12 protein-coding genes are annotated in these 14,628 nt (G+C 70.7%); 7 read left to right on the forward strand and 5 right to left on the reverse strand.

Translation table 11 applies throughout. The annotated features are described in order from the left end of the window. Positions 1 to 30 precede the first annotated feature (30 nt). From OV090_RS51355 to OV090_RS46205, 4 genes are all read left to right on the forward strand, one after another. Positions 31 to 1,437, forward strand: coding sequence for a GGDEF domain-containing protein (locus OV090_RS51355; protein ID WP_267711424.1), 1,407 nt, complete (start codon positions 31 to 33; stop codon positions 1,435 to 1,437). A 222-nt stretch (positions 1,438 to 1,659) separates the two neighbouring features. After that, positions 1,660 to 2,187: a hypothetical protein gene (locus OV090_RS46195; protein WP_346660443.1), complete on the forward strand. Its 528-nt coding sequence runs from the start codon at positions 1,660 to 1,662 to the stop codon at positions 2,185 to 2,187. A gap of 10 nt (positions 2,188 to 2,197) precedes the next feature. Next, complete coding sequence (locus tag OV090_RS46200; protein ID WP_267711426.1) at positions 2,198 to 3,514, forward strand: peroxidase; 1,317 nt, start codon at positions 2,198 to 2,200, stop codon at positions 3,512 to 3,514. Positions 3,515 to 3,542: 28 nt separating this feature from the next. Beyond that, positions 3,543 to 4,571, forward strand: coding sequence for a hypothetical protein (locus OV090_RS46205; protein WP_267711427.1), 1,029 nt, complete (start codon positions 3,543 to 3,545; stop codon positions 4,569 to 4,571). Positions 4,572 to 4,592: 21 nt separating this feature from the next. Here OV090_RS46205 and OV090_RS46210 read toward each other — a convergent pair whose 3' ends face one another. The 4 genes from OV090_RS46210 to OV090_RS46225 all read right to left on the reverse strand — a co-directional run bounded on the left by OV090_RS46210 (position 4,593) and on the right by OV090_RS46225 (position 10,108). Next, the gene (locus OV090_RS46210; protein WP_267711428.1) at positions 4,593 to 5,966 is read right to left on the reverse strand and encodes a VCBS repeat-containing protein; all 1,374 of its coding nucleotides are present in this window, start codon (positions 5,964 to 5,966) and stop codon (positions 4,593 to 4,595) included. A gap of 55 nt (positions 5,967 to 6,021) precedes the next feature. Next, entirely contained in the window at positions 6,022 to 7,296 is a 1,275-nt protein-coding gene (locus tag OV090_RS46215) for a GTP-binding protein (RefSeq protein ID WP_267711429.1), read from the reverse strand. A 122-nt stretch (positions 7,297 to 7,418) separates the two neighbouring features. Then, on the reverse strand, positions 7,419 to 9,149 hold the full coding sequence (locus tag OV090_RS46220; RefSeq protein ID WP_267711430.1) for a hypothetical protein: 1,731 nt from the start codon (positions 9,147 to 9,149) through the stop codon (positions 7,419 to 7,421). Between the two features lie 152 nt (positions 9,150 to 9,301). After that, on the reverse strand, positions 9,302 to 10,108 hold the full coding sequence (locus tag OV090_RS46225; RefSeq protein ID WP_267711432.1) for a hypothetical protein: 807 nt from the start codon (positions 10,106 to 10,108) through the stop codon (positions 9,302 to 9,304). Positions 10,109 to 10,439: 331 nt separating this feature from the next. Between OV090_RS46225 and OV090_RS46230 the strand changes: the two genes are divergently transcribed. From OV090_RS46230 to OV090_RS46240, 3 genes are all read left to right on the forward strand, one after another. Beyond that, positions 10,440 to 11,084, forward strand: coding sequence for a hypothetical protein (locus OV090_RS46230; RefSeq protein WP_267711433.1), 645 nt, complete (start codon positions 10,440 to 10,442; stop codon positions 11,082 to 11,084). A 173-nt stretch (positions 11,085 to 11,257) separates the two neighbouring features. Next, complete coding sequence (locus tag OV090_RS46235) at positions 11,258 to 11,716, forward strand: hypothetical protein (RefSeq protein ID WP_267711435.1); 459 nt, start codon at positions 11,258 to 11,260, stop codon at positions 11,714 to 11,716. Next, a complete protein-coding gene (locus OV090_RS46240) occupies positions 11,713 to 12,837 on the forward strand; it encodes an RtcB family protein (RefSeq protein WP_267711436.1) in 1,125 nt (374 codons plus the stop codon). The genes OV090_RS46235 and OV090_RS46240 overlap by 4 nt, the downstream gene beginning before the upstream one ends. 54 nt (positions 12,838 to 12,891) lie before the next feature. Here OV090_RS46240 and OV090_RS46245 read toward each other — a convergent pair whose 3' ends face one another. After that, positions 12,892 to 14,520 carry a hypothetical protein gene (locus OV090_RS46245; protein ID WP_267711437.1) on the reverse strand — a complete coding sequence of 543 codons (1,629 nt, stop codon included), beginning with the start codon at positions 14,518 to 14,520 and terminating at the stop codon, positions 12,892 to 12,894. Positions 14,521 to 14,628 lie beyond the last annotated feature (108 nt).

The raw sequence follows: 14,628 nt of genomic DNA on the forward strand, positions 1-14,628 counted from the left end.
CCCAGAAGCAGGTGTGCTATGCCCTTCTTCGTGGCACAGGCGCAGTCCCGCATCTCCGAATACCTGAGCTCCGAAGACGAACGCCCCTTCATCAACAAGGCCTACAGCCGGTCGCTGGACGACGCTGGCCGGCTCGCCTACGCGAAGCTCGTCGAGGGCCGCGACCCTGCCCGCGCCGAATGGCTGCGCCTCGAGGTCGCCCTCCATTCGCGCCCCGCCGCCGATCCCGCAGTGATCGCGCGATTCATCGAGCTGGGGCGGCAGATCGGCTTCGATTACGCCAACCTGCTGCTCCGCGACGTGATCATGAATTGCGGCAGCGACAGCGCCAGGCAGGGGCGTCCGCGGGTCCGCTTCCTCTTCGCCTGCACCAAGCGCTGGGAGACGCTGGCGCCGACCGACGCCGACTCCGTCCGCTTCTGCCAGCAATGCAAGGAGCAGGTCTATTACTGCGACACGGTCGCCGACGCGGAGACTCGCGCGCTCGCGGGCCAGTGCATCGCCATCCCGAAGCAGCTCTCGGACGGCGGCGTCGAGAGCCACGCGATGGGCAGGCCCGACCCCACCAGCGACTGGGCCGGTCGCCTCTTCTCCGGCTTCCGCCGGGCGACGGCAGGCTCTTGCTACCTCGTCATCCTCTCCTCGGGCGACGCAGCGACGGTCGGCCAACACCATGTGCTGGAAGCAGCCTCTGCGCCGATCACTGTCGGACGCGGCGAGCACAACGCCATCGTCCTCGGGGGAGACTCGGCCTCCCGCAGCCACGGGCGCTTCGAAAAGCGCACCGACGGCTGGTGGGTGATCGACAACGGCAGCACCAACGGCACCTACGTCAACGGCCAACAGAAGCAGGAGGCGCCGCTCTCCGACGGCGATCGCGTCCGGATCGGCGACACTCTTTTAAAGGTGGTCGACGCGCCGCCGCTCGTCGAGTCGACGCATTCCCCGTCGCAGCTCGACGGCCTGACCGGACTGTACAAGCGCCATCACTTCGTCGACCTGCTCGACCGCGAGCTCCAGACCGCCAAGATCTCCGGACAGCCGCTCTCTCTGGTGCTGTTCGACGTCGATCGCTTCAAGCGCATGAACGACGACTACGGGCACCTCGCCGGTGACCAGCTGCTGCGAGAGCTCGTGCAGCGCTTGCGAGCGCACGTGCCCGCCGGCGCTGTCCTGGCCCGCCACGCCGGCGACAAGTTCGCGTTGCTCCTGCCAGGCACCGACCCCGAGAGCGCGGCGGCGCTGGCAGAGCAGATCCGCACGGACGTCGCCGGCCACACCTCCACCGTCGACGGCCACGCCCTGTCGCTGACCCTCTCCGCCGGGATCGCGCAGGCCAGCGACGCCATCTGCACCGTCGATCGTCTGATCGCCGCTGCGGACGAGCACCTGTACGCCGCCAAGCTCGCCAGCCGTCGCCAGCAATCATCCCCCTGACGGTCCGGAGAGGCGCGACTGTGTCGACATTCGGCGACACCATCGACGCATTCATGCCTTCGCGCCGCACGCGCACGATCCGCTCCGTTCGGCCTCAACGACGTTAGCGGGTCCGCGGGCCGCCGAAGTGTTCCGAGCCGCTTGCAACGGCTCACGACGCCCGCATCTTCGCGAATCGTGTCGGACAGGTCCAAGCCACCAGAATGGTCCAAGCCCGCGGCGATGGCGATCCCGGAGGGCGGCTTCTTCCCGGACGACGTCGAGTACGGTCGCTACGGGCCCATCTTCCCCAAGACGCCCGCTTGTTACGGCTTCACGATCGTCGCCAAGATCATCCCCGGGCGCGAAGAGGTGTTTCGCGAGCACGGCCGGACCCTCGAAAAAGCCATCAAGGAGCAGCCGCACTTGCTCGCGCCGCTCCAGCTACACTACCTGCGCTGGGTGCTGTTCGAGATCGAGGGCGCGACCTACTTCATGTACCAGGGCATCTTCGACACCGACTTCGACAAGTACACCGAGGACGCCGTCGACCTCTTCTCGCAGTCGGGGATCAGCACCGTCTTCGAGAACCTGGAGGGCTTCCCGGCCGACTGGAAGACCAATCCTGCGGCCTTCGTCGAATTCGTGCGAGCGCACCACCGCCCCAGCTTCCTCGAGTACGGCGAATATCCGTATGTCAGCGCCGACGAGATCAAGAAGTCGCTGCGCGTGAAGTTCCTGCTCTCCGACATCCTCGACCAGATGCAGTGACCCTCGCCGCATGCTCGACCTCGACGACATTCAGTACATCCTCCTGAACCGCGCCCCGGCCCGCGCCGGACGCTACGAGTTCCTCTCGTTCCACAGCGCGGCCGCCGGGCGGGCATGGCTGTCCGCGATGCTCGAGCAGGTGCAGTCGGTCGCGGCCATGCGCGCATCGATCGCCGACGAGAAGCGGTGGGTGACGCTCGCGTTCACGTGGCACGGCCTGCGCGCTCTCGGCGTCGACGAGGCCTCTCTGGCCACCTTCCCGGAGGAGTTCCGCCAGGGCATGGCCGCGCGCGCGGCGATCCTCGGCGACACTGGCGCGAATCATCCGGACCACTGGGTGGGCGACCTCACCCGCCCGGAGCTCCACGCCATCGTCCTCCTCTTCACCCGCGACGTCGCCGACCGGGCGCGTTACCAGGAGGAGCACGCCGGCACGCGGGCGGACTTTCCAGATACGGAGTTGCTCTCTGCGATCGACGTCGAGGCCATCCCGCCGTTCGACTACGCGCACGACCACTTCGGCTACCGCGACCAGCTGACGAATCCGGCGATCGAGGGCTCCGGTGACGAGCCGACGCCCGGCTCCGGCGGGCTGCTGAAGCCCGGCGAGTTCATCCTCGGCTATCCCGACGAGCTCGGACCACCCGCGAGCCTGCCGCAGCCGGAGCTGCTCGCGCGCAACGGCAGCTACATGGCGTATCGCCGGCTGCAGGAGCACGTCGGCAAGTTCCGCGACTTCCTCGCCGAGCACGGAGAGACCCCCGCCGAGCAGGAGCTCCTCGCAGCCAAGCTGATGGGCCGCTGGCGCAGCGGCGCCCCGCTGGTGCTCGCGCCCGACAAGGACGACCCTGCCCTCGGCGCCGACCCGCAGCGCAACAACGACTTCAACTATGCGCAGGCGGACCCCCACGGCTACGCAGTCCCGCTCGGCGCGCACATCCGCCGCGTCAACCCGCGGGACGCCGCCGCCAGCATGAATCGGCACCGCATGATCCGCCGCGGCGCCACCTACGGCCCGCACCTCCCCGACGATGCGCCCGAGGACGGCCAGGAGCGCGGCGTCGCGGCCTTTCTGCTGTGCGCCAGCCTGATCCGCCAATTCGAGTTCGCTCAGAACGTGTGGATCAACGACAAGAACTTCCACGAACTGGGCAACGAGCGCGATCCGATCGTCGGCACCCAGGACGGCACGCTCGAGTTCAAAATCCCGACACGGCCGATCCGGCGCCGGATCACGGGCCTGCCCGCATTCACCACAGTCCGCGGCGGCGCCTACTTCTTCATCCCCGGGCTCAAGGCGCTGCACTGGCTGGCCGCCGGCGGCTGATCCCGATCACTCGTCCCGATTCATCGCCATGAACCCGACGCACCGCAACTCACCGCCGGCGAGGACCTACAATCAGACCCACGTCCCGCGCAAGTACACGCCGGGCAAGCGACGGATCAGCATCTACTGGGCGTGGAGCTACGCGTGGGAGGCCCAGCGCAACCTCGCGGAGCTGGACAACCGCTACTCGACCATCACCGAGGTGCGCCGCGTGCTGTGGCCGGCCTACGAGACGCCGGAGTACGACGCGGCGCGGTTCCTCCAGGGCATCGACGGCACTCTGGAGCTGTTCCACCGCTCCGCGCTGAGCTTTCAGGCGCTCGCGGGCGAGGTCACCGGTCACCCCGTGGCGGTGTTTCAGCGCGTCGATCAGGCCGGCTACCCGTTGCCGATCGACGAGCGGATCCTCGCCGACACCGACACCCTCCTGGTGTTCGGCCTCGATCACCTGAGCTCCGACCAGGCGGCCGCGCCGGAGGAGATCGCCGCCATCCGCCACTGGCTCGAGCGGCAGGGCACCTGCCTCGTGATCGCCCCGCACCACGACGTCGGCGCTACCCCGGATTATGCGCAGCGCCAGGAAGAATACGAGCACCACGGCGACCCGCTCGTGCCCCGGCAGCAGCGCTTCAGCGGCTACACCCGCTCGCTGTTGCAGGCGCTGGACATCCCCGTGCTCAATCAATGGGGCCTGCGCCCCGCGGTCGAACCGGGCACCGAGAACATCGCCCCGCTGACGGCCTTCCGCGACCTCGACGAGAAGGGGCTGCTCGCCGACGTCACGACCTTCAACTTCCACCCGCACCTCCCGCACTACGCCCTGCTCGAAGACGACCCGAAGGCGGTGCAGGTGCTCGCCCGCCAGCCCATCGACCTCCAGCGCCCGCACCCCTTCACCGCGGCCGGCAACACCGAGTTCAATTGCCTGCTCCGCCTCCCGCCCGCCGGCCAGCGCGCCGGCGACATCCTCATGGTCGATTCGACGCACTTCACGACGCTGTTCGGCGGCACCGACAGCTTGAAGCACTTCTGGAAGAACCTCGCGCGGATGAAGTGACCACGGCGCGCGGCTCGCCGCTCAGGGGTTCGAGAGCAGGAGCATGTTCGGAAAGCCGCCGACCACGACGTCGTCGACGCCGTCGGCGTTGACGTCGCCGACCGCCGCGTAGTTCGGGTTGGACACGCTCGTGCTCGACAGCGAGACCGGGGTGGGCGGCCAGGGATCTTGACCGAGCGCCGCGGTGAAGCCGGAGAAGCCGCCGTGGGCGACATCGAGGCGGGCGTCGCCGTCGAAGCGACCGCGCACTGCGACCGAGTACTCGTCGCCCGTGAGCACCTCCTGCGGCTCGGCGAGCGCGCCGTCGGCTTCGATGGTGAACGAGCGCAGCACCGCGTCCGCGTCCCGCTTCGACAGGACGATCAGCGCGGGCCGCCCGTCGTCGGCCGCATCGAGCACGAACATCGACCCGATCTGCCCGATGTCGAGCCGCGACTCTCCGGGGGTGAAAGTGCCGTCGCCGACGCCGAACCACGTCTCGATGGCGCCCTCCTCGGGCTCCCAGCGGTTGATCACCAGGTCGAGGTGTCCGTCGTCGTCGAGGTCGAACAGGACCACGTCGGCCCAGACGATGTCTTGCGCGAACAGGGTCGTGGTGAAGTCGCCGAGGCCGTCGCCGAGCGCGACTGCGAGGCCTCCGTGGTCGACCGCGACGATGTCGAGGTCGCCGTCACCGTCGACGTCGCCGTGATCGCAGCCTCGCGCCTTGAGCGGCAAGGGGATCGCGCTCGGCGGGCCGAACGTGCCCATACCTGTCCCCTGGAACAGCTCCGGATCGGAGTTGCTGCCCCAGCTGAGCAGGTCGAGCACGCCGTCGCCGGTGAAGTCGGCGAAGCTCATCTCGTCGGGGAAGCCGAGGGGCTTCCATTCGGGACCGGGGGTGAAGCCGCCCTGGCCGTCGCCGAACTGGACGATGAAGGTCATGGACGACATCGCCACGACCTCGGAGGCGGCTCGCAGCGGCAACGGGGCGCTCGCGTCCGGCGACGGGTCGGGCACGAGCGGCAGCGGGAGCACGTGGAGGGTGAGCAGGTCGAGGTGACCGTCGCCGTCGAAGTCGTTGAACGCGACCGCCTCGACGAGATTGAGGAATTCGAGCTCGATCGCCTCGAAGCACAGCTCGCCGGGTGCCGGCAGGCCGTCGCCGCAGCCGGGCTCGACGGGCTCGCCGGTGGTGCTCGTCCCGTCCGTGGTCGTCGGATCCGCGGTCGTCGTCGTCGGCTCCGCTGGGGTCGTCGGGCCGCCGGTCGTCGAGGCGCTGACGCCGTCGCTGGTCGAGGTGGTGGCAGTCGAGGTGGCGCCCTCAGTGGCGCCCTCGGTGTCCATCCCCACCGGGTCGGGCGTGCAAGCGAGCGCCGCGGCGAGCGCGAGGGCGAGGCAGCGGCGGACAGGCATCCGTTCCACGGAAGCAGGAATCGCCCCTCGTCGGCTTCTGCGTTCTATCGCCAGCTCAGCCGCGCGCCTCGAGCACACGTCCCATGCCCGCGGTCCCGGCCCAGCGCGCCCGCTCGCCCGCGGGCAGCAGCGGCCCCTGGTTGCCGTCGCGCAGCAGGAACCGCATCCCGTCCTCGAGGTACACCGGCTGCACCAGCTCGACCGCCACGGTCGCGCCCTCGCCGGGCGCGATCGTCTCCTGCCCGAGCACGTCGAAGCGCCCGGCCACCACCGCCGTCCCGAACAGCAGCAGGCCGATGTGTCCGCTGCGCACGGGCGTGCGGCGGCCGTGCTCGCTGGTCGCCAGCAGGTCGAGGCGCGCAGTCACCTGCCGCGCGGCGGTCTTCCCCTGCTTCACCAGCGCCTGGCCGACGCGCAGCTCTTCGGGTTGCAGCGCCAGCCGCTGCCGCACCAGCCGCAGCCCGACGAACTCGCCGGCCTGGGCCCGCTCGACCTTGCGGCGGTTCATCTCGAGCTTCGAGACCTGCACCTCGATCGGCTCGCCGAAGCCTGCGATCGTCAGAGTGTCGCCGGGGCGCACCTGCCCGCGACGCACCCGCCCGTCGACCACCAGGCCCTCTTGCCCCGTCCGGCGCGAGTACACGTGGTCGAGGTACAGCAGCGGCGAGCCCTGCACCGCGTGCTCGGGGACCTGCAGCTCCAGCTCGAGCACCTCGAGCAGGTCGGAGATGCACGCCTCCCACCGCTTGCGATCGCCCTCGCGCGGCGCCGCGGCCCCGCGGATGATGCGGGTCCCGTCGCCGTCGAAGCCGCAGCGGATCAGCAGCTCGCGCACGTCCTGCTCGACCATGTCGAGCCATTCGACATCGACCACGCGGTCGCACTTATTCAAAAAGACCACGACCTGCGACAGCCCGAGCGCGCGGGCCAGCAGCAGGTGCTCGTGCGTCTGCTGCTCCACCCCCTTGGGCCCCGACACCACCAGGATCAGCGCGTCGACCACCGCCTGGGCCCGGGCCGCGTTCTTCAGCCACGGCCGCCAGCCGGGGCTGTCGACGTGGATGAAGTTGCGGTGCTCGGTCGCGTAGCGGACCTCGCTCGCGGAGACCGTCCGCGTCTCGATCCGCCCCTCGCCCGGGTCATGGACCTCGCCCTGAAACCCGCCGCGCCGCTCGAGCTCGAGCGCGCTCACCGGCCGAACCGCCCCGTCCGAGCGCTGCGCGAGCAGCTCGGTGATGGCGACGGTCAGCGACGTCTTGCCGCTCTGATGATGGCCGATGGTCGCGACCGCCAGCGTCGGTCGATTCGAAGTAGCGTCGGCGTCGGACATGCGAGCCCGCGATCATAGCGTGGAAGCGAGGCCGTCGTCGCGGGCGTTTTCGCCCACATGACATGTCCTTTAAAGCATGTTCTTATAGACATGTTGCGACATCGCCTGTACCGCGGGGCACCTCACGCCTCGCCGAACACCCGCCTCGCCGCCTGCGCCAGCGGCTCGTACGCCTCGCGGGGCCGGTCATAAAACACGTAGAACGGCTCCACCAGCGCGAACACCTCGCGCCACGTCGCCGCGTCGTCGAGGCTCGCCAGGTGCTGCTCTGCCAGCGAGTCGACGAAGCGCTCGTAGAACGCGCGGGCCCGGGCGATCTCCGAAGGCCCCAGCCGACCGCGATGCGTCGTCACGAACTCCGTCAGGCGCGAGCGCGTCAGCGCCGATCCCGGCGCCCGAGGGAATCGTGCGAACACCCCGAACTGTCCGACCAGCCAGCGGAGGAACGCCCGCTCGCGCCGCTCCTCGGCCGACGCCGGCGCCACCAGCCCGCGCAGCACCGGCTCGATGCGCGTCGCCATCACCCGCGCGAACACCCGATCGATCAGCGACCCGGGCCCGGTCGCCACCTGCTCGGCGAACGCCTCGACCGTCTCGAGCCCGAGGTCCGCCAGCGCGCGCAGCGGCTCCGTGTTGGCCCACCAGCGGGTGAACTCGCCGACGCGACCGGTCATCATCTCCCAGTTGCGCACCGTCCACCGCAGGTCCTCGACGAAGTACGGCTCGTACTTCTGTCGATAATCGCGGAGCGACTCGTCGGTCGCCCCCGCGCCCGCCAGCAGCGCCCGCCAGCGCGAATCGTCGCCCCCCACGCAATAGCCGACGTTGGCCGCCAGCAGCGCCCGCAAGCCCTCCGGCTGCGACGGATCGATCTGCGTCGCAGCGAACAACGGATGCGCGTGCCGTCGCGTCCAGTCGTAATCGGCCCCCGCGCGGCGCAGCGCCTCGACGAACACCATGTCGGCGAGCACCAGAGTCACCGCCTCGGAGATCATGCGATACGCCACGTACACCTGCCGGCGCAGCTCGCCGGTCGCCCCCGTGAACACCAGGTCGGGCATCAGAAAATGCCCGAAGTCGTGCATCATGAAGGTCGCCTCGTGCAGCCCGTCGCGCTTCGGGGTGTACGGGATCCCGGCGTTCAGCCCCGGCCACCAGTAGACCCTCTCGCGCCGGTTCTGCGCCGCGCGGAAGAACACGCCCCGATCGATCACCGCCGCCAGCACCCGGTCGACCCCGAACTGCGCCAGCGCCGGGCTGCCGAGCCACGGGCTCTCGCGCACGAACGCCGCCACGTCGTCGTCGAATTCGATCGTCCGTCGCGGCGCGCGCGGCGTCGCCGACAGATCGACGCGCTTTTTATAATAGACGCGGTCGAGCAAGAACCGCGAGATCGCCATGTCGCGCGACGACTGCTTGCCCGCGCCCCCGCGCATCTCGGCGTAGGTCGAGCCGGTCGCGCGCAGGCGGAAGATCGCGTCCCACCAGCCGCCCGGCTCCTCGCACGCGCCGTCCGAGCGGTCGACGAATCCCTCTGCCCGGTGTCGATAATGCGCCTCGCGCAGCTCGCCGTCCTCCATGAACCACGCGACGATCGTCGTCACGTGATCGACCAGCTCGAGGTCGTGGCGCTCGCTGCGAATGTCCGTACCGTGGACGAACAGGTCGCTGTCCTCGCGGCACACCGCGATCACGCGCACGCCCGCCGGCGCCGCCTCGATCAGCGCCCGCGCCGTCTCGGCCGTCGCCGCCGCCGCGACCGCCCGCACCGCGATCCCGTAGCGATCGAAGTTGCGCCGCCACTCGTCGGCCTTGCGCCCGTTGGTCGTCAGCAGCACCAGCTCGATCGGCATCGCCGGGAGCATACCGCGGGCCCGCCCGGGCCGCGTCGGCGCGCCATCGCGCCACCGGCTCGCGCTCGGCTTCGGCCACCGCGACGCCGACCCGGCCTATGTCTAATAGGACATGCCCTTCAAGACATGTCCTTGGGGACTACCCGTTCACGTCACGCGCGCGGCGCCCCGACCAGCCAGGTCACGCGCATCGGGCTGCGGCCGAGCGGCTCCGCCTCGATCTGCCACGTGTAGTCCTCGGCCCCGGGCACCGTCGCCAGCAGCTCGCGCAGCTCGTCCGGCGAGTAGACGCGCAGGCACGACACCACCCCGTCCCACGTCGCTACCAGCGGGATCGCCGGCACCACCCACGTCAGCGCCAGCCGCGACCAGCGGACCGGTCGCATCAGCAGGGACGTCGCCAGCACGCCGAGGCTCGTCGCCATGCACGTGGCGATCGACGCCGGGTAGCGGCCGACGCCCTCGAACAACGCGATCCCGCGCCGCTGCGCCACCGCGTCGGCGAGGATCGCCCGCGCCTGCGCGGGTCGGAAGTGATGGAAGGCGTTGCACAGCAGGCGGAAGCCGGCGAGCTCGGCCGGCACCGCGGTCGCGTCGACCGGCCGAGTCTCGTGGACGATCCGCCCGGGCACCGTCGAGGCCGCCGCGGCCATCGCGTCGGCGTTGGGGAACAGGTCGCTGAGGCGCACGCGCACCGGCAGGTCGCGTCGATCGAGCTCGGCGATCAGCGTCGGCAGCGGACCGGCCGAGCCCGAGCACAAATCGAGGAGCTCGCGCTCGCCGGTGGTCCGCATCGCGGCCGCGAGGGCGTCGCAGAAGCCCTGATACGGCCGCGCGTCGAGGTTGCCGACATAGTTGAGGTAGCCCGTCACGCCGTCGCGGATCGCCTGCGGCAACCACGGCTGATCCTCGATCTCGAACACGTGCCGCCTTCGCCCCAGCAAGCTCTGCCCTGTCATCACCATCTGCTTACCGCATTCCGCGACTCGCGGCCGCCCGGCGTGATATGTCTCTGAGGACAGATCGTCCCGCCCGCCTCTGAAGAGCCTGCCGGGCCCGCTCGCTGCAGATTTCGGGCGTTTTCGCGCTGGTTTCGCGACGCCGACGATCGCGACCTCACCGACCGGGGGCCCGCAGCCCCGAAGCTCGAGTCCGCCCGTCCGCCAACGCACGACAAGTCGGCTTCCGTGACGAGGCGCGGTTGTGTAGCGTGCGGTCAGGGTCGCACGCTGCGCCCGAAATTCCCGCGGAGACAACATGTCCATTCGTTCTCTTACTTCCTTTTCCCTGGTGTCCCTCCTCGCGCTCGGCCTCACGGCCTGCGGTGATGATGGCAAGCCGATGCTGACGACCGCGACGACCGCGACGACGCCCGGCACCACCAACAACACCACCAACACCACCAACAACAACACGACCGACGGCACGGCGACCGACACCGACACCGACACCGACGGCACCGACGTGGGCACCGCGACCGAGAGCACCGCCACCGAGCCGGGCACGACCACGGTCTCGCCGCCGACGACCACCGAGGAGCCGAGCACGACGACGTCGACCACCACGACGACCACCGAGCCCGGCACCACCACGGTGTCGACGACCCAGGACGAGACGACCGACACCACCACCGGCGGCGCCGGCGGCGAGTACCTCGGCTGCGGGGCGATGGGCGAGTGCCCGGCGGGTTCGGACTGCCTGCAGGTCACCGGCATCGAGGGCAACTTCTGCGCGCCGCAGTGCGACGCCATGACCATGTGCCCGCCGACCGGCGCGGCCGCTCAGGGGCAGTGCGTGCTCGGCATGGGCATGGGCGACCCGACCAATTGCGCGGCCCTGTGCCCGCCCGGCGACGATTCGGCCTGCCCGGCCGGGACGACCTGCAAGGAAGTCCCGGACCAGCCGCAGCCGGTCGGCGTCTGCACCGCGCCCTGAGGCGCGTGCTCGCCCCGCGCGGCTGCGGCCGCTTGCGGGAGGCCACGAGTTCGCATAGCTTCGTGGCCTCGGAGTCGGCCCATGCGTGTCTCTCCACATACACGTGCCTGAGTTCCGGATCGCCCCGGCGATCCGGTCCCGTGTGTGTGCATTGAGTCCGCAAAGAGCCTCTCATGAATCGACATCGAGACCGCCGGCGCCGTCGCGCGTCGGCCACAACTGAATATTCGCAGTCCCCACAATCGCTGCCGGGCGACATCGACCCCGCAGCGCTGTTCGGCGCGGCCCTGCCGGCCCAGACGCGCCGCAAGCTCGACCAGCTGGCGCGCCAGGTCGAGGAGCGCCTCGCCCTGGTGCTGACCGGCGAGATCGACGATCCGCACGTGTCGTCGCTGACGCTGATCGGGGTCGAACCCGAGCCCGGCAGCGGGAACCTGGTCGTCGTGCTCGCGCTGCCGGTCGGCGCCGGCGGCGGCGAAGCGGAGCTGGTGATGCGCCGCCTCGACGCCCTGCGCTCCTATCTGCGCTCGGAGATCGCCGGCGCCATCCACCGCAAGCGCACGCCCAACCTGGTGTTCCGGCTGGTGCCCGCACCGACCGGCGGCGCCCCGGACGAGGAGGTGACGCCATGACGGCCACCCTCACGCGCTTCGTCGCCGAGCCGCCGCCGCGCGACGTCGCCGACGCCCTCGAGCGCCTGCGCCACGTCGGCGATGTCGCCCGGATCGCAGTCATGCCCGACGTCCACCTCGCCGAGGGCGTGTGCGTCGGCACCGTCGTCGCCACCCGCACCCTGCTGCTGCCGGCAGCGGTCGGCGGCGACATCGGCTGCGGCATGGCGGCGGTCGCCTGCGACGTCGAGGCCGCCGTCCTCGCCGACGCGCGCACCGCCGCGGCGGTCCTGGTCGGCCTGCAGCGCGCCATCCCGGCGCTGCGCTACCCGGGCGCTGTCGCCGACCACCCGCTGCCGCCCGCGCTGGCCGCACGCCCGCTGTCCTCGCCCTCGCTTCAATCGGAGCAGCGCCGCACCGCCGGCCTGCAGCTCGGCACGCTCGGTCGCGGCAATCATTTCCTCGAGCTGCAGGCCGACGACGAGGACCGCCTGTGGCTGATGGTGCACAGCGGCTCGCGCGGGATCGGCACGGCGATCCGCGACCACCACGACGCGCTCGCCGAGCCGATCGGCGCCGGCCTGCGCGGCCTCGTCGCCGACAGCCCGGCCGGCGAGGCCTACCTCCACGACATGCAATGGGCCCTCGACTACGCCGAGGCCAGCCGGGCGCACATGGTCGCCCGCGCCGCCGAAGTTTTTAATAGGTGCTTCAAGGGACATGTCCGGACGGACACGTGGATCTCCTGCCACCACAACTTCGTCCGCCGCGAGCAGCACGGCGACGAATGGCTGTGGGTCCATCGCAAGGGGGCAGTGTCGGCGCGGGCGGACGAGCCGGGGATCGTGCCGGGCTCGATGGGCGCGCCGAGCTATCACACCCGCGGCCGCGGCGAGGTCGCGGGGCTGTGCTCGAGCGCGCACGGGGCCGGCCGAGCCCTGAGCCGCGGCGAGGCGCGCCGGCAGATTCGCGCCGGCGACGTCGTCGCCCAGATGGGCGGCGTGTGGTTCGACCACCGGGCCGCCGACGCCCTCCGCGACGAGGCGCCGGCCGCCTACAAGGACATCGGCGCGGTCATGCGAGCGCAGCGCGAGCTGACCCGCGTGGTCCGACGATTGCGGCCGCTGCTCAGCTTCAAATAGGCCGCGTGAATCCGCGGCTCGCCCCCTCGGCGGCGGGGCGAGCCGCTGCGATCGTCACTCGCCGCCGATCATCACGTAGCGCACCAGCGGGTCGAGGCCGACGCCCGCGGGGTCATCGTAGAAGGCCAGGTGGATCTGCCCCGCAGTGTCGAGGCGGGCCGCGGCGCGATCGGTGAACACGTCGACCGCCGCGACCTGGTGCTCGTCCTGCTGACTCCCCGGCCAGGCGACCCGCAGCTCCGAGCTGCGGTCCTCGACCTGCGTGTTCCAGTAGCAGAACGGCAGCGGGTTCTGCTCGCACTGCGACACCATCGTCCCCTGGCGGCGGATCGCCACGTACAGCGCGCGCACCTCGTCCTGCCCGGCCGCCAGCGCCAGCGGGTAGTAGGTCTGGTAGTCAAAGTCGCAGGTGACGCCCGCCTGCGGCGGCGGGGCGTCGCAGGTCTCGTCCACCTGCGAGTTCTCGCTGGCCAGAGTCTCGAGCGCCCACGTCGCCGGACCTGTCCGATGGGCCAGGACGATGTCGTGATGGATCTGGTCGGCCTGCTTGCGGGCCAGCAGCACCCACGGCGTCGCCTCGGCGCCGACCAGCGCCAGGTCGTGGTGTTGCCGCTCGATCACGTTCGAGCCGAGCGGCGTCACCACCTCGGCCACCCCGGGCGGGGCGAAGTAGTGCAGCTTCCACGTCGCGTCGACGGTCGCCCACGACGTCAGGCGCGGCGCGTCGGCGGCGTCGAGCGCCAGGCGCACGTGGATCTCCGCGTCCGTGATCACCTGCTGCTTCGACCATGCCCCGTCGAACACCTCGTGCTGGACCGCGAAGTCGCTGTTCACGTGGCCGACGTGCAGGGCGCCGACGCCGTCGCGGGCCAGCTGGTGCGCGCGCACGTGGTTCATCCCGACCAGCGCGCCCTCCTGCGTCCACTGGCCGTCGAAGCGGCGCCACAGCGAGGTGCCGAACGCCCCGTCGTCGACCATCGCGAACACCGCGTCGTCGTCGGGATCGGACGCCAGCGAGCCGGTCGCCACCACCATCGGCGTCGGCGTCGCCACCCACATGCCCGGCCCGAGGCGCTCGCCGTAGAAGCCGTGGAAGCCGTTCACCGCCTCGGAGTACAGCACCACCGGCTCGCAGTCGCCGTCGAGCGCGATCGCCGGCATGTCGTTGCGGAACATCATGTTCCCGCTCACGACCTCGTCGCGCAGCGTCGTGCAGGCCGGCCCGCCGTCGCCGCACAGCGGCACCTTGACCGGAAAGTCGGCCGACAGGCAGGTCTCCGGCACCTCGACGCCGCCGGTGGTCGTGCTCGTCGAATCCGTCGTGCTCGTGCTCGTGTCGATCGTCGTGCTCGTGCTCGTCGTGCTCGACGTGCTCGTCGTCTCGGTCGTGCTCGTGCTCGTCGTCTCCGTCGCGCTGACTGCAGTGTCGGTGTCCGGCCCGGTCGTCGTCGTGCTGGTGGTCGTCGTCGACTCGCTCGCCGACATCCCGCCGGAGTCGGTCGTCTCGTCGCCGGTGGTCGTCGACGTGGTCGGCGTGACCTCGGTGGTCGGCTCGGCGGTGGTCGAGCTCGAGCTCGTGCTCGGGTCGAGCGTATCGGTGGTGGCGACCGCGTCGCCGCAACCTGCGAGCGCGACGCACAGCAGCGGCATGGAGAGCGAAGTCAAAGTCGAGCGAACGATCATGCGGCGATCATACCCCGCGCCTCGCAGCCCGCGCCCACGCCCGCGAGAGCAAACGCGAGCGTCACCACCGCGTCGCGTCCGCGTCGCCGCGAAGGGCGCGCGGCCGGT

It is taken from the genome of Nannocystis sp. RBIL2, assembly GCF_026626745.1.
In the GTDB taxonomy this organism is placed as follows: domain Bacteria; phylum Myxococcota_A; class Polyangia; order Nannocystales; family Nannocystaceae; genus Nannocystis.